The 17,575-nt window shown below is 65.6% G+C and carries 19 protein-coding genes; 12 read left to right on the top strand and 7 right to left on the bottom strand.

Annotated features, from left to right (window positions below; all coding sequences use genetic code 11):
* Positions 1–14 precede the first annotated feature (14 nt).
* From fusA to CEY09_RS22565, 4 genes are all read right to left on the bottom strand, one after another.
* Entirely contained in the window at positions 15–2,126 is a 2,112-nt protein-coding gene (gene fusA / locus CEY09_RS22580) for an elongation factor G (protein WP_088590345.1), read from the bottom strand.
* A 351-nt stretch (positions 2,127–2,477) separates the two neighbouring features.
* A complete protein-coding gene (locus CEY09_RS22575) occupies positions 2,478–2,942 on the bottom strand; it encodes a universal stress protein (RefSeq protein ID WP_006225971.1) in 465 nt (154 codons plus the stop codon).
* Between the two features lie 99 nt (positions 2,943–3,041).
* Entirely contained in the window at positions 3,042–3,386 is a 345-nt protein-coding gene (locus tag CEY09_RS22570; protein WP_006225970.1) for a protein tyrosine phosphatase family protein, read from the bottom strand.
* A 29-nt stretch (positions 3,387–3,415) separates the two neighbouring features.
* On the bottom strand, positions 3,416–4,831 hold the full coding sequence (locus tag CEY09_RS22565; protein WP_085946958.1) for an aminotransferase-like domain-containing protein: 1,416 nt from the start codon (positions 4,829–4,831) through the stop codon (positions 3,416–3,418).
* A gap of 210 nt (positions 4,832–5,041) precedes the next feature.
* Here CEY09_RS22565 and CEY09_RS22560 point away from each other — a divergent pair, with 210 nt between their 5' ends.
* Both CEY09_RS22560 and CEY09_RS22555 read left to right on the top strand, forming a co-directional pair.
* Positions 5,042–5,962 (top strand): DMT family transporter, encoded by a 921-nt coding sequence (locus CEY09_RS22560; RefSeq protein WP_088590344.1) that lies wholly within the window; start codon positions 5,042–5,044, stop codon positions 5,960–5,962.
* A complete protein-coding gene (locus CEY09_RS22555; RefSeq protein WP_088590343.1) occupies positions 5,959–6,603 on the top strand; it encodes a LysE family translocator in 645 nt (214 codons plus the stop codon). Before CEY09_RS22560 ends, CEY09_RS22555 begins: the two co-directional genes overlap by 4 nt.
* A 10-nt stretch (positions 6,604–6,613) precedes the next feature.
* Here CEY09_RS22555 and CEY09_RS22550 read toward each other — a convergent pair whose 3' ends face one another.
* Both CEY09_RS22550 and CEY09_RS22545 read right to left on the bottom strand, forming a co-directional pair.
* Entirely contained in the window at positions 6,614–7,306 is a 693-nt protein-coding gene (locus CEY09_RS22550; RefSeq protein WP_088590342.1) for an LrgB family protein, read from the bottom strand.
* Positions 7,296–7,706, bottom strand: coding sequence for a CidA/LrgA family protein (locus tag CEY09_RS22545; RefSeq protein ID WP_088590341.1), 411 nt, complete (start codon positions 7,704–7,706; stop codon positions 7,296–7,298). The genes CEY09_RS22550 and CEY09_RS22545 overlap by 11 nt, the downstream gene beginning before the upstream one ends.
* A 96-nt stretch (positions 7,707–7,802) precedes the next feature.
* Here CEY09_RS22545 and CEY09_RS22540 point away from each other — a divergent pair, with 96 nt between their 5' ends.
* The 9 genes from CEY09_RS22540 (at position 7,803) to CEY09_RS22500 (ending at position 16,129) form a co-directional block, all read left to right on the top strand.
* Positions 7,803–8,690 (top strand): LysR family transcriptional regulator, encoded by an 888-nt coding sequence (locus tag CEY09_RS22540; protein ID WP_088590340.1) that lies wholly within the window; start codon positions 7,803–7,805, stop codon positions 8,688–8,690.
* Positions 8,691–8,728: 38 nt separating this feature from the next.
* Complete coding sequence (locus tag CEY09_RS22535; protein WP_035213653.1) at positions 8,729–9,616, top strand: alpha/beta hydrolase; 888 nt, start codon at positions 8,729–8,731, stop codon at positions 9,614–9,616.
* 215 nt (positions 9,617–9,831) lie between these two features.
* Positions 9,832–10,743 carry a dihydrodipicolinate synthase family protein gene (locus tag CEY09_RS22530; protein WP_088590339.1) on the top strand — a complete coding sequence of 304 codons (912 nt, stop codon included), beginning with the start codon at positions 9,832–9,834 and terminating at the stop codon, positions 10,741–10,743.
* Positions 10,744–10,846: 103 nt separating this feature from the next.
* The gene (locus CEY09_RS22525) at positions 10,847–11,602 is read left to right on the top strand and encodes an ABC transporter ATP-binding protein (protein ID WP_006225961.1); all 756 of its coding nucleotides are present in this window, start codon (positions 10,847–10,849) and stop codon (positions 11,600–11,602) included.
* Entirely contained in the window at positions 11,595–12,320 is a 726-nt protein-coding gene (locus CEY09_RS22520) for an ABC transporter ATP-binding protein (RefSeq protein ID WP_088590338.1), read from the top strand. Before CEY09_RS22525 ends, CEY09_RS22520 begins: the two co-directional genes overlap by 8 nt.
* A gap of 56 nt (positions 12,321–12,376) precedes the next feature.
* The gene (locus tag CEY09_RS22515; RefSeq protein ID WP_088590337.1) at positions 12,377–13,582 is read left to right on the top strand and encodes an ABC transporter substrate-binding protein; all 1,206 of its coding nucleotides are present in this window, start codon (positions 12,377–12,379) and stop codon (positions 13,580–13,582) included.
* Between the two features lie 27 nt (positions 13,583–13,609).
* The gene (locus CEY09_RS22510) at positions 13,610–14,512 is read left to right on the top strand and encodes a branched-chain amino acid ABC transporter permease (protein ID WP_006225958.1); all 903 of its coding nucleotides are present in this window, start codon (positions 13,610–13,612) and stop codon (positions 14,510–14,512) included.
* 1 nt (position 14,513) lies between these two features.
* Positions 14,514–15,479, top strand: a complete 966-nt coding sequence (locus CEY09_RS22505; protein WP_088590336.1) for a branched-chain amino acid ABC transporter permease — start codon at positions 14,514–14,516, stop codon at positions 15,477–15,479.
* Complete coding sequence (locus tag CEY09_RS22500) at positions 15,479–16,129, top strand: GntR family transcriptional regulator (protein ID WP_006225956.1); 651 nt, start codon at positions 15,479–15,481, stop codon at positions 16,127–16,129. The genes CEY09_RS22505 and CEY09_RS22500 overlap by 1 nt, the downstream gene beginning before the upstream one ends.
* Here the strand turns inward: CEY09_RS22500 and CEY09_RS22495 are convergent.
* A complete protein-coding gene (locus CEY09_RS22495) occupies positions 16,116–16,601 on the bottom strand; it encodes a multidrug/biocide efflux PACE transporter (RefSeq protein WP_006225955.1) in 486 nt (161 codons plus the stop codon). The genes CEY09_RS22500 and CEY09_RS22495 overlap by 14 nt on opposite strands.
* A gap of 107 nt (positions 16,602–16,708) precedes the next feature.
* Here CEY09_RS22495 and CEY09_RS22490 point away from each other — a divergent pair, with 107 nt between their 5' ends.
* The gene (locus CEY09_RS22490) at positions 16,709–17,572 is read left to right on the top strand and encodes a LysR family transcriptional regulator (protein ID WP_088590335.1); all 864 of its coding nucleotides are present in this window, start codon (positions 16,709–16,711) and stop codon (positions 17,570–17,572) included.
* The last annotated feature ends 3 nt before the right edge of the window (positions 17,573–17,575 follow it).

Below are 17,575 nucleotides of genomic sequence, written 5' to 3'. Positions count from 1 at the left end.
ATCGCGGCAGGGAGTCAGCGGCCCGCGCCTTGGGCCGCGATGACTTCCTGCGCCACCTGGCGCGGCGCTTCGGCGTAGTGCTTGAACTCCATCGTGTAGGTCGCGCGCCCCTGCGTCAGCGAGCGCAACGACGTCGAATAGCCGAACATTTCGGCCAGCGGCACTTCGGCGCGCACGACCTTGCCGCCGCCACCCGCAATGTCTTCCATGCCCTGCACCATGCCGCGCCGTGACGACAGGTCGCCCATCACGTTGCCGGTGAAGTCTTCGGGTGTCTCGACTTCGACCTGCATCATCGGTTCAAGCAAGACGGGATCGGCGCGGCGCATGCCCTCCTTGAACGCCATCGAACCCGCCATCTTGAAGGCGTTTTCGTTGGAGTCCACGTCGTGGTACGAGCCGAAGAACAGGGTCGCCTTCACATCCACGACCGGGTAACCCGCCAGCACGCCGGCATTCAGCGATTCGCGGATGCCCTTGTCGACCGCCGGGATGAATTCGCGCGGCACCACGCCACCCTTGATGGCATCGACGAACTCGTAGCCCTTGCCCGGTTCTTGCGGTTCCAGCTTCAGCACCACGTGGCCATACTGGCCCCGCCCGCCCGATTGTTTGACGAACTTGCCTTCGACCTCGTTGCAGGCCTTGCGGATGGTCTCGCGGTAGGCCACTTGCGGCTTGCCGACGGTGGCTTCGACGTTGAACTCGCGCTTCATGCGGTCGACCAGGATTTCCAGATGCAGCTCGCCCATGCCCGAGATGATGGTCTGCCCCGATTCCTCGTCGGTGCGTACGCGGAAGGACGGATCTTCCTGCGCCAGGCGATTCAACGCGATGCCCATCTTTTCCTGGTCGGCCTTGGTCTTGGGTTCCACCGCCTGGGAAATGACGGGCTCGGGGAAGATCATGCGTTCGAGGATGATGACGTGCGCCGGGTCCGATAGCGTGTCGCCGGTGGTGACGTCCTTGATGCCGACCGCCGCGGCAATGTCGCCGGCGTAGACCTCGGTGATCTCGCGCCGTTCGTTGGCGTGCATCTGCAGGATGCGGCCCAGCCGTTCCTTCTTGCCCTTGATCGGGTTGAAGACCGAATCGCCCGACTTCACCACGCCGGAGTAGACGCGGAAGAACACCAGTTGCCCGACGAAGGGGTCCGTCATGATCTTGAAGGCCAGCGCCGAGAAAGGCTCGTTGTCGGCCGGATGGCGTTCGATTTCGCGGTCGCGCTCGTCGTGCCCCTTGATGGCGGGCACGTCCAGCGGCGACGGCATGTAGTCGATGACGGCGTCCAGCATCGCCTGCACGCCCTTGTTCTTGAAGGCGCTGCCGCACAGCATGGGCACGATCTCGTTGGCGACGGTGCGGATGCGCAAGCCCAGCTTGATTTCGTCTTCCGTCAGGGTCTCGCCTGACAGGTACTTTTCAAGCAGGGTTTCGTTGGCCTCGGCGGCCTTTTCCACCATCTTGTCGTGCCACTTCTGCGCCTCGTCCTGCAAGGACGCGGGGATGTCTTCGTACTGGAATTTCACGCCCTGGCTGGCGTCGTCCCAGATGATGGCTTTCATCTTGACCAGGTCGATCACGCCTTCGAAATGGTCTTCAGCGCCGACCGGCAACTGGATGGGCACGGCGTCGCCCTTCAGGCGTTCAGCGATCTGGCGCTGCACGCGCAGGAAGTCTGCGCCCACGCGGTCCATCTTGTTGACGAACGCCAGGCGCGGCACCTTGTACTTGTTGGCTTGGCGCCAGACGGTTTCGGACTGCGGCTGCACGCCGCCCACCGCGTCATAGACCATGACGGCGCCGTCCAGCACGCGCATGGACCGTTCGACTTCAATGGTGAAGTCCACGTGCCCGGGCGTGTCGATGATGTTGATGCGGTGTTCGGGGTAGTTGCCCGCCATGCCTTTCCAGAAGGCGGTGGTGGCGGCCGACGTGATGGTGATGCCGCGTTCCTGCTCTTGCTCCATCCAGTCCATCACGGCGGCGCCGTCATGGACTTCGCCGATCTTGTGGGTGATGCCGGTATAGAAGAGGATGCGCTCGGTGGTCGTCGTTTTGCCCGCGTCGATATGGGCGCTGATGCCGATATTGCGGTAAAGCTCGATACGCGTCTTGCGAGTCATGGCCTCTTCCTTGCAGTGAACCACTTGTGCACATACGGCAAGCCCGACCGGGCGCTGCCGCGGCGGGCGCCATGCCGCGTGAGGTACTGGGGGAATGCGTAACCGCGCCCGCGCTGATGCGTAAATATTACGCGCCGCGCGGCAAGATACAAGAACCAATCGGTGCCGGTTGCGGCCTGCACGGCAGATTGGCCCCGTAAGGCCCTGTTTTCCTTGAAAAGAGGCGCCAGGAAAAAGATATTCATGGCTGCCATAGGAAAAATTAGTCCGCCGGCACAAGACAAAAAAAGCCCCTCGCTACGGAGGGGCTTTGCGGCGCATGCACCGGCGTAGTGCCGGGCGGGACGGCGCTTACTTCTTTTCTTCCTTGACGCGATACACCAGCACGGCGGTGCTGGCCAGCGACAGCACCTTGGCGGTGACGCTGCCCAGCAGCAGGCGCGACAGGCCGCTGCGGCCGTGGCTGCCGATGAAGATCAGGTCGCAACCGGCGTCGGTGGCGGCCTGAACGATGCCGTCAGCCACATTGAAGTTGGACACGGCGCGCGATTCGGACTTGACGCCGGCGGTGTCGGCGCGGTCGGTAATCTGTTTCAGGTACTTGTCGGCTTGCTCGGCCGAGGCCTTTTCGTAGTCTTCGTCGGTGATGGCATAGGCCGCAGCCATGCCGTCAAAACCGATCGTGGCCGCAAAGGGCTGCGTCACGTAAAGGGCGACGACTTCGGCGCCGACCGAACGTGCGAAGGAAATGCCCGCGTTGGCGGCTTGGGCCGACAGCGGCGAACCGTCGGTGGGAATCAGGATCTTCTTGAACATCTTGCCTGCTCCTGTTTGAGAGGAATCTTTATGCTACCGGAAAGCCGCCAGGTTCACATCAAAGGAACCGGGCGGGCTTGATACGCGTCAAGCACCGGGTCAGCCCAGTTGCTGGGCGGCGGCGAACAGATTGGTGCAGCGGGTACCGGTGCGGCAGTAGGCCAGCACGGGGCCCGGCAGGGTCTTGAGCAATTCGGCGAAGCGCACGACGTCGGACACGGTCATGGCGCTGCCCACGACGGGCTGGTATTCGACTGCCAGGCCGGCGGCGGCGGCGGCCTTGGACACATCGGCAGCGGTGGGCTGGTCAGGGCCGCCTTCGAAGTCGGGGCGGTTGATGATCACGCTCTTGTAGCCGGCGGCGGCGACATCGGCCATGTCGTCGGGACCCAGTTGAGGCGCGACGGCAAAGTTTTCGGTCAGGGGTTTGATGGGTGCGGACATGGCGGTTCCTTCAGATAGACAGCTGCATATTATTGATTGTAGGAGCCGTTTTGCGCGAAGAGTTTTTCCAATTCTGTCCAGACGCCGCGGTCGTCCGCGATCGAGACCGAGAAGCGCAGCATGGTCGAGGGCGCCTGGGACGGTGAAAACAGCGTGCCCGGCGCCAGCAGCATGCCCCGGTCGGCGGCTTCGCGCGCCAGCACTTCCGTGTCGCGCCCGCAATCGGCCCAGACGAACATGCCCGCGTTGGGTTCGTGCGGCACCGTCAGCCCCAGCTTCAACAGCCCTTTCAGGCACCGCTGGCGCGCATCGTCCACCCGGGCGCGCACCCGCTCGATGTGGCGCCGGTACTGCCCTTCCATCAGCACGCGGTGGACCACGCGTTCGCCCAGTTCGGGCGACGTCAGCCCGGCCAGCATTTTCAGGTCGGCCAGCTTTTGCAGGATGTCGGGGTTGGCGGCCACATAGCCCACGCGCAGGCTGGCGGCCAGCATCTTGGAGTAGCCGCTGACCAGGATCACGCGGTTCAGCCGGTCCAGCACCGCCAGCTTCATGGCGCCGCCGGGATGCAGTTCGCCGTAGGTGTCGTCTTCGACCACCATGAAATCGTGGCGCTCGGCGATGCGCAGGATGTCGTAGGCCACGCCGGCGGACAGCGTGTGGCCGGTCGGGTTGTGCACGGCGCTGTTGATGATGAAGAGCTTGGGCTTGTGCTCGGCCGCCATGCGTTCCAGCATGGCGATGTCCGGGCCGTCGGGCCCGCGCGGCACGCCGATCAGCCGCGCGCCAAATGCGGCCAGGCGGCCGAAGATGACGAACCAGGCGGGGTCTTCGACCAGCACGGTGTCACCCGGTTTGACCAGGTGGCGCGCGATCAGGTCCAGGCCATGCGTCACGCCGTTGGTGGTCAATAGATTCAGTTCCGGATGCGCCGGCACGCCGTCGTTCTGCAGCGACGCGGCGATCTGCTGGCGCAAGGGCGCAAAGCCCTGCGGATGGCCGTAGCTGACGAGGTTAGCGCGCACCGAACGGCCCACTGCGCGCACGGCGCTGGCCACCATGTCCGGGTCGAGCCATTCGGCCGGCAGCAGGCCGGCTCCGCCCGGCATGCCCGGCGCGTTGGTTTCACGGAACATGCTGCGCAGCAGCCAGGCGATGTCTACGCGGGCGGGCGGCGCCAGCGTGGTGGCGGGCGCGGTGGCCACGGCCGCCAGCGGGCCGCTGCGTGCGCGGACGAAAAACCCCGCGCCGCGGCGCGACTGCACCAGGCCACGCGCCACCAGCCGGTCATACGCTTCGACGACCGTGAAGCGGCTGACGCCCGACTGTTCGGCCATCTTGCGGATGGAGGGCAGCCGGGTACCGGGCCGCAGGCCCTGTTCGTCGATGCGGCGGGCCAGGCCATCGGCCAGCTGGGTCACCAGGGAGGCGTCGGCCTGGCGCACGGGCTGCCAGGGCATGGAAGGCGCGGAGGCGGAAGGGGCAGCAACTGTCATGGGGATTCGACCAGGCCAGTGATTAAAGTGATATGCCTAAGTGTACCGGTACTGTACCGATAACTATGCGTAGAGTGACAGCAATACGGAATGCCCGCAACTGCGGGCTTTACCCGCCCCCAAAACTTCATCACCGTCATACTTTCCCCGGCAGCTGTCATGACCCGATCCACGCTTTATCCGTCCCCCCAGGCGGCGTCCCTCGCTCCCCCCTCCGTCTGGGAGGGTTATGGCTACGGCTTCCTGGGTGTACTGGTCTTTTCCCTGACGCTGCCGATGACGCGGCTGGCCGTCTCGGAACTGGCCCCGCTGCTGGTCGGGCTGGGGCGGGCCCTGGTGGCGGCGGTGCCGGCGATCGCGCTGCTGTGGCTGACGCGCAGCCGGCGGCCGAACCGCCAGGAATGGCCCGGCGTCATCCTGGCCGCGCTAGGCATCGTGGTGGGCTGGCCCCTGGCCTCCACGCTGGCAATGCAAAGCGTGTCGTCCTCGCACGGCGCAGTGTTCAACGGCTTGCTGCCGCTGTCGACGGCGGCGTTTGCGGCGCTGCGTAGCGGTGAACGCCCATCGGCCTCGTTCTGGGGCTGGGCGGTGGTGGGCGCCGCGCTGGTCACGACCTTTGCCTTGCGCCAGGGCCACGGCACGCTGTCCACAGGCGACCTTTGGCTGCTGGTGGCGGTGGTGCTGGGCGGCATGGGCTATGCGGAAGGTGCCCGCGCGGCGCGCACGCTGGGCGGCTCGCGCACCATCTGCTGGGCGCTGGCGATCAGCGCGCCAGTCGTGGTGGCGCCGGTCGGCTGGATGGCCGCACAGGCGCACTGGCCCAGCGCCACGGTCGTTTCCGCCTGCGCCTACCTGGCGTTCGGTTCGATGTTCCTGGGCTTCTTCGCCTGGTACCGCGGCCTGGCCGTGGGCGGCATCGCCCGCGTGGGACAAGTGCAATTGCTGCAGCCCTTCCTGACGGTCGTGGCGGCGGCAGCTTTTTTTGGCGAAGCCGTGGAGCCTTCGACCTTCGTGTTCGCCGCTGCCGTGATCGCCGTTATCGCCGGCGGACGCCGTGCCATTATCAGGACCAAAAAATGAATCTGCTCCCTACCAACTGGGCCGACGTGCCCTTGGCTTCCGCCTCGCTGCTGGGCCCGCTGGCGCTGTTCGCGCTGGTCAGCTCCATCACGCCGGGACCCAATAACGTCATGCTGGCATCGTCCGGCCTGAACTTCGGCTTCCGCCGCAGCATGCCGCATCTGCTGGGCGTGAACCTGGGCTTCACGCTGATGATCTTCCTGGTGGGCATCGGGCTGGGTTCGGTGTTTCAGCAAGTGCCCGAGCTGTACACGGTGCTGAAGTACGCCGGCGCCGCGTACCTGCTTTACCTGGCCTGGAAGATCGCCAATTCGGGCAGCATGGAAGACGGCGACGCGCGCGGCAAGCCCTTCACGTTCCTGCAGGCCGCGGCGTTCCAGTGGGTCAACCCCAAGGCCTGGGTGATGGCCGTAGGCGTGGTGGCGACCTACACGCCGCAGAACGGTTTCTTCGCCAACCTGGTGATTGCCACGCTGGTCTGCGGCATCGTCAACCTGCCCAGCATTGGGGTCTGGGTGACCTTCGGCACCGCGCTGCGCCGGGTGCTGCACAAGCCCTGGGCGGTGCGCGCTTTCAATGTGAGCATGGCGCTGCTGCTGGTGGCGTCCCTGTACCCGGTGGCGCTGGAAATGCTGCACTGACGCTTCCGGGTCAGGCCAGCAGGCCGACCACGACGGCGGGGGTGACCAGCACATTGAACAAGCCCGCCATCACCATCACCAGGCCCGCGACGGCGCCCTCTTCGGCCGCCAGTTCGCGGGCCTTTGCCGTTCCGGCGCCATGCGCGCCCATGCCGAACAGCGCACCACGCGCCAGCGCCGAACGCAATGGCAGCCAGCGCCGCATCAGTTGGCCGATGGCCGCGCCGAACACGCCGGTCACGATTACGAACACCGCGGTCAGGTCCGGCACGCCGCCCACGTGGGAAGACACCGCCACCGCGAAGGGCGTGGCGACCGAACGCGGCAGCAGGCTCAGCCGCAGGTCCGGAGGCAGGTCGAGCAGGCTGCCCAGCATCCAGGCGCTGACGCCGGCGATCAGGCTGCCCACCGCCACCCCGGCCACCAGCACCGGCCAGTAGCGCCGGATCAGCACGCGCTGCTCGTACAGCGGCAAGGCGAAGGCCACGATGACCGGCCCCAGCATCGCCATCAGCCAATGCGAGCCGGACATGTAGTCCCGATACCCGGTGTGCAGGAGGATCGCCAAGGCCAGCAGCAGCGCAGGCGCCACGACCAGGGTCGATGTCCACCAGTACGCATGGCGGCGGTAGAACAGGCGCGCACAGACGTAGGCCGCGACCGTGGCCGCCGGCCAGAAGACCTGGTTGAATTCAAGCGGCATGGCGATTCATCCAGCGATAGCAGAGCTCGATGGTCAGCGCGGTGCCGGCCATGACCAGCGCTGTGCCCAGCAAGATGACGACCAGCAGCTTCACGCCCAGCATCCCCAGGAACTCGCGGTGGTCCAGTAGCGACATGACCGCGGGCACGAAGAACAGCAGCATTTCGCCCAGCAGCCAGCTCGCGCCGCGATGGACGTTGCGCACGCGCAGCCGCCGCGTCGCCAGCAACGCCAGCACCAGCGCCATGCCGATCACGCCGCCCGGCACAGGCAGGCCCAAGGCATTGGCCAGGGCTTGGCCCAGCACGGAGAACAGGACGATCAGGGCGATTTGCAGCAAGCGGCTGCGGCGCAGCGCAAGGCGCAAGACGAGGGCGGCACGAGGACTAGGGCGAGACATCAGACGGGTTCCAGCGACAAGCTGATGTTTTACGCCTGCGTGACCCATAGATAAAATGAATTCGAAGAATCCTACTTATTCCATATAGGCATACCCATGGACCTGCGCCCCTTGCGCGCCTTGGTGGAAGTCGTCCGCCAAGGCGGCTTTTCCCAGGCCGCCAAGACCATCTACGCCACGCAGCCCACGGTCAGCAAGGCCGTGCGCCAGTTGGAAGACGAGCTTGGCCTGCCGTTGCTGGACCGCCAGGCGCAGCCCGTCCGGCTGACGGAGGCGGGCGAGATCGTCTACCGGCGGGCCGTGGCGATGTTGGCCGAACGCGACGACCTGTACGCCGAACTGGACGACCTGAAGGGGCTCAAGCGCGGCATCCTGCGCCTGGGATTGCCGCCGCTGGGCAGCAGTTCGCTGTTTGCGCCGATGTTTGCCCGCTTTCGCAGCCGCTATCCGCAGATTGAGATCAGCCTGGTGGAGCACGGCAGCCGCCGGCTGGAGGAAATGGTGATGGCCGGCGAAGTCGAGCTGGCGGCGTCGCTGCAACCCGTGCCTGACCACGTGGAATGGCAGCCTGTGGCGCGTGAGCCGCTGATGGCGTTGTTGCCCGCCGACCACCCGTTCGCGCATGCCGAGTCGGTGGGACTGGCCGATCTGCGCGAGTCGCCGTTCATCCTGTTCGAGACCGGCTTTGCCCTGAACCGCATCCTCCATGACGCCTGCCAGCGCGCGGGCTTTACCCCGGCCATCGCGGCCCGAAGCGGCCAGATCGATTTCATCGTGGCGCTGGTAGCCGCCGGACTGGGCGTGGCCTTCCTGCCGCGGCTGAAGGCGCGTGACGCCCTGCCCGCAGGCGTGTGCCGCGTACCACTGCGCGACCCCGGCACCGATTGGGAAATGGTGCTGGTCTGGCGGCGCGGCGGCTACCTGTCGCATGCCGCGCAGGCGTGGCTGGCGCTCACGCGGGAGGAGCATCCCGGAGTATCCTGATGCCGGAACCCAATCGGCCCGACAGGGTCATAGTTTTCATGCCCGCCTTGCCCCGACTCTCCGCCCGCCGGCTTTTCGTCGCCGCCCTGCTTGCCGCCGCCAGCGTCGTGGGCTGCTCGCAGCTGGACTCCTGGCAACGCCAGACGATCTTCTCGCCCCAATCCGAACCGCAGACCTGGTGGCGCGAACCCGCCGCCGGCACCGAGGTCTACGACCTGGCGCTGGCCAACGGCGACAAGGTGCGCGCCTGGTACTGGCAAAGCCCCAAGGCGGGCGCGCCCACGGTGCTGTATCTGCATGGCGCGCGCTGGAACCTGAACGGCAGCGCCTTCCGCATCGACGGCTGGACGCGCATGGGTTATTCGGTGCTGGCCATCGACTACCGCGGTTTCGGCGCCTCGACCCCGCGCCTGCCGTCCGAAGAAAGCGCGCTGGAAGACGCGATGGCCGGGCTGAAGGAACTGGCCCGGCTGCAGCCCGACCCCGCGCGCCGCTTTGTCTACGGGCATAGCCTGGGCGGCGCCATCGCCATCGACTTGGCCGCGCGCCCCGAACAGCCGGAATTTGCGGGCTTGATCGTGGAATCCAGCTTCACCAGCATCGGCGCCATGCTGGGCACCCTGCGTTGGGGCAAGGTGCCGGGCGCCGGGCTGCTGGTCACGCAGCCCTTCGATTCGGTGGACAAGCTGGCCCGCATGCACACGCCCATGCTATTCATGCACGGCACGGCCGACCGCGTGGTGCCGCACACGATGAGCGACGAATTGTTCGCCGCCGCGCGCAATGTGGCGCCGGACCTGAAGCGGCTGGTGAAGATCGAAGGCGCCTCGCACTCGGGCGCCTTCCGCAGCGGTCCGCAGTACGACGCCGCGGTCAAGACCTTCATGCAGGACGCCACCCGGGCCTACACGCGCAAAGCCGGCTGACGCCCACTCGCCCTATGCCGCCCCGCCGCTTGCGCGGGGCGTTTTCTTGCCCGCCCCTTTTTCTTTCCCGCCCCATTCATGCCGACGCGCCGGGAAAACCCGATCTCGGGAAATTCCCAACTAAAAATATCTATTAAATATATTTAACGAATATTAGACTTTGCTCCTGCTCGCCGCTCCGCCATTGAAGCGACGGCATCTTGAGGAGAAGCCAGTTGAACAACGTGCGTTGGCAGGGCGTATTTCCTGCCGTCACCAGTAAATTCCATGCCGACGAAACCCTCGACTTCGAAGCGATGCGCAAGCATTTCAGCTTCCTGATCGACAACGGGGTCCACGGCCTGGTCACCTGCGGCTCGCTGGGCGAAGCCAGCACCCTGACGCTGGAAGAAAAGCTCGAGGTCACGCGGTGCGCGGTGGAAGTCAGCGCCGGCCGCATCCCGGTGCTGGCCAACGTGTCGGAAACCAGCACCCGCGAAGCGCTGCGCTTCATCAAGGCCGCCGTCGACATCGGGGTGGATGGCTTCATGCTGATGCCGTCGCTGATCTACGTGGCGGACGCGCGCGAAGCGATGCAGAGCATCCGCACCATGGCGGAAGCGGCGCAAAAACCCTGCATGATCTACAACAACCCGGTCGCCTACCGCGTGGACCTGAAGACCGAGCACATGGTCGAACTGGCCGACTGCCCGTGGCTGGTAGCCATCAAGGAGAGCAGCGACGACGTGCGCCGCCTGACCGACCTGCGCAATGCGCTGGGCACGCGCTACCAGTTGTTCATCGGCGTGGACGACCTGTCGTTCGAAGCGCTGGCGTTGGGCGCGGACGGGCTGCTGGCCGGCCTCGTTACCGCCTTCCCGCGCGAAACCGTCGCGCTGTATGACCTGATGAAGGCCGGCAAGTGGCAAGAGGCGCTGGCACTCTACCAATGGTTCACGCCGCTGTTGCACCTGGATGTGTCCACCAAGCTGGTGCAGAACATCAAGCTGGCCGAAACCCTGGCCGGCGTGGGCAACGAGCATGTGCGCCGCCCGCGCCTGCCGCTGGTCGGCGCCGAGCGCGAACGCTGCACCGCCATCATCCAGGCCTCGCTGGCCAAGCGCCCCAAGCAATACCAGTCGACGTAAGCGCCCATTTCCGGACGCAGCACCCCGCAGCACGAACCCTCCGCCGCGCGGCAAGACCGCCGTGCGCGGAGGGGCCTGTCCCCAAGCACGCCTATCGGACAACATGCAAAGCGACATCATCCTTCAAACCCGGGGCCTGACCAAGGAATTCCGCGGTTTCGTGGCGGTCAACAACGTCGACCTGAGCGTGCGGCGCGGCGCCATCCACGCGCTGATCGGCCCCAATGGCGCGGGCAAGACCACCTTCTTCAACCTGCTGACCAAGTTCCACATCCCGACGCGCGGCGAGATCCTGTACGACGGCGTGGACATCACGCAGGAACGCCCCGCGCAGACCGCGCGTCGCGGCATCGTGCGTTCATTCCAGATATCCGCCGTGTTCCCGCAGCTGTCGGTGCGCGAGAACGTACGCGTGGCCTTGCAGCGCAAGCTGGGCGTGGACTATTGCTTCTGGCGGTCGGAGCGCACGCTGGAAAGCCTGCACCACCGCGTGGAGGAACTGCTGGACCAGGTAGGCCTGCGCACCCATCTGGACGTGGCGGCCGGCGACTTGCCCTACGGCCGCAAGCGCACCCTGGAAATCGCGACCACGCTGGCGCTGGAGCCCGAACTGCTGCTGCTGGACGAACCCACGCAGGGCATGGGCCACGAAGACGTGGACCGGGTCAAGCACCTGATCAAACAGGTATCCGCCGGCCGCACGATCCTGATGGTCGAACACAACATGAAAGTGGTGGCGGACATCTCCGACACCATCACCGTTTTGCAGCGGGGCGAGATCCTGGCGGAAGGGCCTTACGCGACCGTGTCGGAAAACCCCGCGGTGCGCGAAGCCTACATGGGAGCCGAAGATGAGTGAGACCCAGCCCGGCGCATCCGCGAACCTGCTGGAAATCCGCAACCTGCACGCGTGGTACGGCGAATCGCACATCCTGCATGGCATCGACCTGGACGTGAAGCCAGGCGAATGCGTGACGCTGCTGGGCCGCAACGGCGCGGGCCGCAGTTCAACACTGAAATCCATCCTGGGCCTGGTGGGCCGCCGCAGCGGCTCCATCAAGGTCCAGGGACAGGAAACGGTGGGCATGCCCACTCACAAGATCGCGCGCCGCGGCATCGGCTATTGCCCCGAAGAGCGTGGCATCTATGCGTCCTTGAGCGCCGAGGAAAACCTCATGCTGCTGCCCTCGGTGGGCCCGGGCGGCATGTCGGTGGAAGAGATCTACACGATGTTTCCCAACCTGAAAGAGCGCGCGCACAGCCCCGGCACGCGGCTGTCGGGCGGCGAGCAGCAGATGCTGGCGATGGCGCGCATCCTGCGCACCGGCGCCCGCCTGCTGCTGCTGGACGAAATCACCGAAGGCCTGGCCCCTGTCATCGTGCAGTCGCTGGGCCGCGTGATCCGGCAATTGAAAGAGCGCGGCTACACCACCGTGCTGGTCGAGCAGAACTTCCGCTTCGCCCAGCACCTGGCCGACCGCCACTACGTCATCGAACACGGCCAGGTAGTGGCCGTGATCGACCGCGCCGAGGTCCAGCAGTCGCAGGACAGGCTGAACGCGTTGCTCGGCATTTGATGTCCCCGCTGTACTCCTTCCGACCGCAGTCCCCTTCCTACACGGAGCGTAGTCAGATGAAATTGAATCGAATCGCAGCAGCGCTGCTTACCCTGGGCGCGGCCGGCGCGGTCCATGCGCAGACCAAGATCAGCGACGATGTCGTCAAGGTCGGCGTGCTGACCGACCTGTCCGGCGTGTATTCCGACCTGGCCGGCAATGGCTCCGTGATCGCGGCCCGCCTTGCCGCCGAAGAGATGGGCAACAAGGTGCTGGGCAAGCCCGTGGAAGTGGTGGCCGCCGACCACCAGAACAAGCCCGACGTGGCCGCCAACCTGGCGCGCGAATGGTTCGACCAGGGCAAGGTCGATATGATCACCGACTTCCCCACCGCGTCCACCGCGCTGGCGGTGATGGAGATCGCCAAGCAGAAGAACCGCGTGACGATGCCGTCGGCCGGGCTGTCCACCGCCATCCTGGGCGAGAAGTGCTCGCCGCTGAACGCGCAATGGACCACGAACACCTACGCGCTGGCGGCCGGCACGGCGCGCGCGCTGGTCCAGGAAGGCAAGAAGACCTGGTACTTCATCACCGCCGACTACACCTTCGGCCACTCGCTGGAAAAGGACGCGACCGAGGTCATCAAGGAAAACGGCGGCACGGTCGTGGGCGTGTCGCGCCACCCGTTCCCGGGCAATGACTTCTCGTCCTTCCTGCTGAAGGCGCAAGCCTCGAAGGCGGACGTGATCGCGCTGGCCAACGCCGGCAACGACACCGTCAACGCCGTCAAGCAAGCCAACGAATTCGGCATCAACAAGAAGCAGATCGTGGCGCCGCTGCTGACGTACATCTCGGACGTGCACAGCATGGGCCTGCCCAAGGCGCAGGGCATGTACCTGACCGAGGCGTTCTATTGGGACTACGACGACGCCTCGCGCGCCTGGGCCAAGAAGTTCTTCGAGAAAGCCAAGAAGATGCCGACGGCCTCGCAGGCCGGGGTGTATTCCGCCACCTTGTCCTACCTGAAGGCGATCGAAGCCGCGGGCACGGACGACGCGCCCACCGTGATGGCCAAGCTGCGCGAGATGACCATCAACGACGCCGTGATCCGCAACGGGAAACTGCGCGCGGACGGCGCCCTGGTGCACGACATGCTGCTGTTGCAGGTGAAGACGCCGGCGCAGTCCAAGGCCCCGTGGGACTACTACAACGTGAAATCGGTACTCAAGGGCGAAGACGTTTTCCCCAAGCCCCAGGCCGCCTGCCCGTTGAACAAGGCGTAACGCCACCCACGCCGCCCGCCGCCCATCATGTTCGACATCTCCCTTCCCGCCCTGCTCGCCCAACTGCTGGTGGGGCTGATCAACGGCTGCTTCTACGCCATCCTGAGCATGGGCCTGGCCATTATTTTCGGCCTGCTCAACATCGTCAACTTCACGCATGGCGCCCAGTTCATGATGGCGGCGTTCCTGGCGTGGATCGGCTTCACGCAGCTGCCGCAGCTGCTGGGACCCGGCGTGCAGATCAACTTCTGGGCCGCGCTGATCCTCGCGCCTCTACTGGTGGGTGCGGTCGGCGTCGTGATCGAGAAGACGCTGCTTAAACGGCTGTATCACCTGGACCACCTGTACGGGCTGCTGCTGACGTTCGGCATCGCGCTGATGATGGAGGGCGGATTCCGCTACTTCTACGGCATCTCGGGGGTGGGCTACGAGCCGCCCGAGATCCTGCAGGGCGGGTTCGACCTGGGCTTCATGTTCCTGCCGGCGTACCGAGGTTTCGTGGTGGTGGCGTCGCTGACGCTGTGCATCGCGACCTGGTACCTGTTCGAACGCACCCGGCTGGGCGCGATGCTGCGCGCCGGCACCGAAAACCCGAAGCTGCTGCAGGCCTTCGGCGTGAACGTGCCGGTGATGATCACGCTGACCTACGGCTTCGGCGTGGCGCTGGCGGGTGTGGCCGGCGTGCTGGCGGCGCCCGTCATGCAGATCAATCCGCTGATGGGCTCGAACCTGCTGAACATCGTGTTCGCCGTGGTGGTGATCGGCGGGCTGGGCTCCATCATGGGCGCCATCGTCACCGGCCTGGCGCTGGGCCTGCTGGAGGGCCTGACCAAAGTGTTCTATCCCGAAGCGTCCACCGTGGTCGTGTTCATCGTGATGGCCATCGTGTTGCTGATGCGCCCGGCCGGCCTGTTCGGCAAGGAGAAATAAGGTGCCGCGCATTCCCCTTTCGATCCGCATCCTGGCGTTGCTCCTTGTGCCCGCGCTGCTGGTGCCCTTCTTTCCCCAGATCGTCTACCCCGTGTTCGTGATGAAGGTGCTGTGCTTTGCGCTGTTTGCGCTGGCGTTCAACCTGCTGACGGGTTTCACCGGCCTGGTGTCGTTCGGCCACGCGGCGTTCTTCGGCTGGGCCGGATACGCCGCCGGCGAAATGATGATCCTGTTCGGCGCGCGCGGCCTGCCGCCCGAAATCGCCATGCTTTGCGGCGTGGCGATGGCCGCCGCCATCGGCTATGCGATCGGCTGGCTGGCCATCCGGCGCACCGGCATCTATTTCGCGATGATCACGCTGGCGCTGTCGCAGGTGGCGTACTTCATGGCGGTGCAGGTAGGCTGGACGCGCGGCGAGGACGGCATGCAGGGCATCCCCCGCGGCAAGTTCCTGGGCCTGGCGGACCTGAGCGTGGACACGAACATGTATTACTTCGCACTGGGGGTTTTCGTGCTGGGCTTCCTGTTCGTCTACCGGGTGATCCATTCGCCCTTTGGCCAGGTGCTCAAGACCATCCGGGACAACGCGCCGCGCGCCATTTCGCTAGGTTACGATACGGATCGGTGCAAGCTGCTGGCCTTCGTGCTGTCCGCCTCGGTCGCCGGCCTGGCCGGTTCGCTCAAGGCGCTGGTGCTTCAACTGGTGGCGCTGAACGACGTGTCGCTGGCCACCTCCACCGAAGTGCTGCTGATGACGCTCCTGGGCGGCATCGGCACGGTCTGGGGCCCCGTGGTCGGTGCGACGCTGGTTGTGAGCTTGCAGAATTACCTTGCCACCCTGGGCGACGTGGTCACGATCGTCATCGGGCTGATTTTCGTGTTGTGCGTGTCGTTCTTCCGACGCGGGTTCGTCGGCGAATGGCTGGCCTACACGCAGTGGCGCAAAACGAAGGAAAACAATAATTGATGGCAGGAGCAGAACCCAAGCGACGCGCCGCGGACGTCGCCTACGACCAGATCGAGAGCATGATCGCCACGCTGCAGTTGCAGCCTGGCAGCGCGGTCGTGGAAGCGGATCTGGTGGAAAAGACCGGCCTGGGGCGCACGCCGCTGCGCGAGGCGCTGCTGCGCATGGTGGCGGCCGGGCTGATCCGCCAGGAGCCCCGGCGGGGCTTGCGCGTGTCGATGATCCAGCTGGCGGACCACATGGACCTGATCCAGACCCGCCGCGCACTGGAGCAATTGATCGCCGCCAGCGCGGCGCGGCGCGCCACGCCCGCGCAACGCACCCAGATCGTGGACTGCGCGGCGCAGATGATCCGCGCCTCGGAAGGCGGCAACCTGGATGAATACATGCATGCCGACCAGTTGCTGGACTACGTCTGCCACGAGGCGTGCCGCAATGCGTCTGCCGTGAATGCCGTGGAACCGCTGATCATCCAGTGCCGGCGCTTCTGGTACGCCTATCAGCACGAAGGCGATATCGCCGAAGGCGCCCGCCGCCACATGCTGATGGCGCAGGGCATTGCCACGGGCAACGAATCCGCCGCCATCAAGGGCGCGGATTCGCTGATGGACTACCTGGAGATGTTCACGCGCAAGGTCATTGACGCGTAGCGGCCGGGACCGCAACCGGGGGCACGGCGCCCGCCTTGCCCCGGTTCAGCCATTGCATGACGCGCGGGCGCGACCGGTCGTAGGCCAGGTTGTACAGGAACGCGTAGGGCAGATAGAACAGCACCAGGGCGATATCCAGCACGAAGGCTTCCCACAGGCTGATGCTGAGCCACCAGGCCGCCAGCGGGATCACGATCAGGATCAGGCCCAGTTCGAACCCGAACGCGTGCACGATACGCACGCGCAGGTTGCGGGTCCAGCCGAAGCGGTTCTCGACGCGGTCGAAACCGGCGTTGTAGATCATGTTCCAGACCAGCGCGATCCAAGCGATGACCGCGGTCAGCACCCCCATTTCAAACAGGGATTTGCCCATGGCCCAGGCGGCAGCGGGCGCGCACAGGCCGATGGCGAGGATTTCGAACAGGAAAGCGTGGAAGAAACGTTCTTTAAGGGTTTTAGTGGCTTGCGTCATGACCCACCTGAGGTCGGTTGCTACAGAATGGAGACGATTTTCGACGATATTTCCGGTACGATAAAGATCATATCCATCGGAAAAACCGATACCCCATCCCACTGCCCATGCGCCACTCCCTAGAATCCCTGGCGGCGTTCGCCCAGGTCGCCTCGGAAGGCTCGTTTTCCGCCGCCGCCCGAAAATTGGGCAAAAGCCAGTCCACCATCAGCGAAACCATCGCCAACCTGGAAGTGGATCTGAACGTTGCCCTGTTCGACCGCAGCCAACGCCAGCCTGCATTGACCGAGGCTGGCCAGGTGCTGCTGGGCCAGGCCTTGCAGGTGCTGGCCGCGAATGACCGCCTCAACCGCAGCGCCAGCCAGCTGGCCGAAGGGCTGGAGCCCCGCCTGACGGTTGTGCTGTCGGACACGTTCCAGTCCGAGACCTTCGAAAACATGCTCAGCCAGATCGACCAGCGCTACCCGGCGCTGCGCTTCGAATGCCTGATCGCGGAATACGAGGACGTGGTGGCGCTGGTGCAGCAAGGCCGCGCGCATGTGGGGCTGATGGCGGCGCAGGACACCTACCCGCCCGACGTGGCGCACGCGACGCTGACCGAGCTTTCCGAAATCGTCCTATGCGTGGGGCGCAACCATCCGCTGGCGGGCCGTAAGCGGGTCACGGGCGACGAGCTCAAGGCCGAACGCGAATTGCGCCTGAGCACCTACGAGCTGGACGACAAGGACGCCGCGCCGCCGCACTCGACGTGGTCGGCGCCGGGCTATCTGATGCTGCTGGAAATGGCCAGCCTGGGATTCGGCTGGGCCGAACTACCGCGCTGGATGATCCAGCGCTTCGGACGCGATCAATTGGTGGAACTGAACGCGCCCGGCTGGCCGCGCCATATCCGGGTCGACGTCGTATGGTCCACACGGCGCGCGCTGGGCCCCGCGGGCGCGTGGTTGCTGGAAAGCCTGACGCGCGAATAAGCC

It is taken from the genome of Achromobacter marplatensis (assembly GCF_002209535.1).
Taxonomy (GTDB): Bacteria; Pseudomonadota; Gammaproteobacteria; order Burkholderiales; family Burkholderiaceae_B; genus Achromobacter; species Achromobacter marplatensis.
This window is presented reverse-complemented; position numbering and strand designations above follow the sequence as displayed.

Coding starts and splice junctions, on each gene's coding strand:
- CEY09_RS22575 (WP_006225971.1), bottom strand. CDS start 2,942: ATGTTCAAGAAGATCCTGATTCCCACCGACGGTTCGCCGCTGTCGGCC.
- CEY09_RS22555 (WP_088590343.1), top strand. CDS start 5,959: ATGAATCTGCTCCCTACCAACTGGGCCGACGTGCCCTTGGCTTCCGCC.
- CEY09_RS22525 (WP_006225961.1), top strand. CDS start 10,847: ATGCAAAGCGACATCATCCTTCAAACCCGGGGCCTGACCAAGGAATTC.
- CEY09_RS22500 (WP_006225956.1), top strand. CDS start 15,479: ATGGCAGGAGCAGAACCCAAGCGACGCGCCGCGGACGTCGCCTACGAC.
- CEY09_RS22570 (WP_006225970.1), bottom strand. CDS start 3,386: ATGTCCGCACCCATCAAACCCCTGACCGAAAACTTTGCCGTCGCGCCT.
- CEY09_RS22535 (WP_035213653.1), top strand. CDS start 8,729: ATGCCCGCCTTGCCCCGACTCTCCGCCCGCCGGCTTTTCGTCGCCGCC.
- CEY09_RS22495 (WP_006225955.1), bottom strand. CDS start 16,601: ATGACGCAAGCCACTAAAACCCTTAAAGAACGTTTCTTCCACGCTTTC.
- CEY09_RS22520 (WP_088590338.1), top strand. CDS start 11,595: ATGAGTGAGACCCAGCCCGGCGCATCCGCGAACCTGCTGGAAATCCGC.
- CEY09_RS22545 (WP_088590341.1), bottom strand. CDS start 7,706: ATGTCTCGCCCTAGTCCTCGTGCCGCCCTCGTCTTGCGCCTTGCGCTG.
- fusA (WP_088590345.1), bottom strand. CDS start 2,126: ATGACTCGCAAGACGCGTATCGAGCTTTACCGCAATATCGGCATCAGC.
- CEY09_RS22560 (WP_088590344.1), top strand. CDS start 5,042: ATGACCCGATCCACGCTTTATCCGTCCCCCCAGGCGGCGTCCCTCGCT.
- CEY09_RS22550 (WP_088590342.1), bottom strand. CDS start 7,306: ATGCCGCTTGAATTCAACCAGGTCTTCTGGCCGGCGGCCACGGTCGCG.
- CEY09_RS22490 (WP_088590335.1), top strand. CDS start 16,709: ATGCGCCACTCCCTAGAATCCCTGGCGGCGTTCGCCCAGGTCGCCTCG.
- CEY09_RS22510 (WP_006225958.1), top strand. CDS start 13,610: ATGTTCGACATCTCCCTTCCCGCCCTGCTCGCCCAACTGCTGGTGGGG.
- CEY09_RS22540 (WP_088590340.1), top strand. CDS start 7,803: ATGGACCTGCGCCCCTTGCGCGCCTTGGTGGAAGTCGTCCGCCAAGGC.
- CEY09_RS22515 (WP_088590337.1), top strand. CDS start 12,377: ATGAAATTGAATCGAATCGCAGCAGCGCTGCTTACCCTGGGCGCGGCC.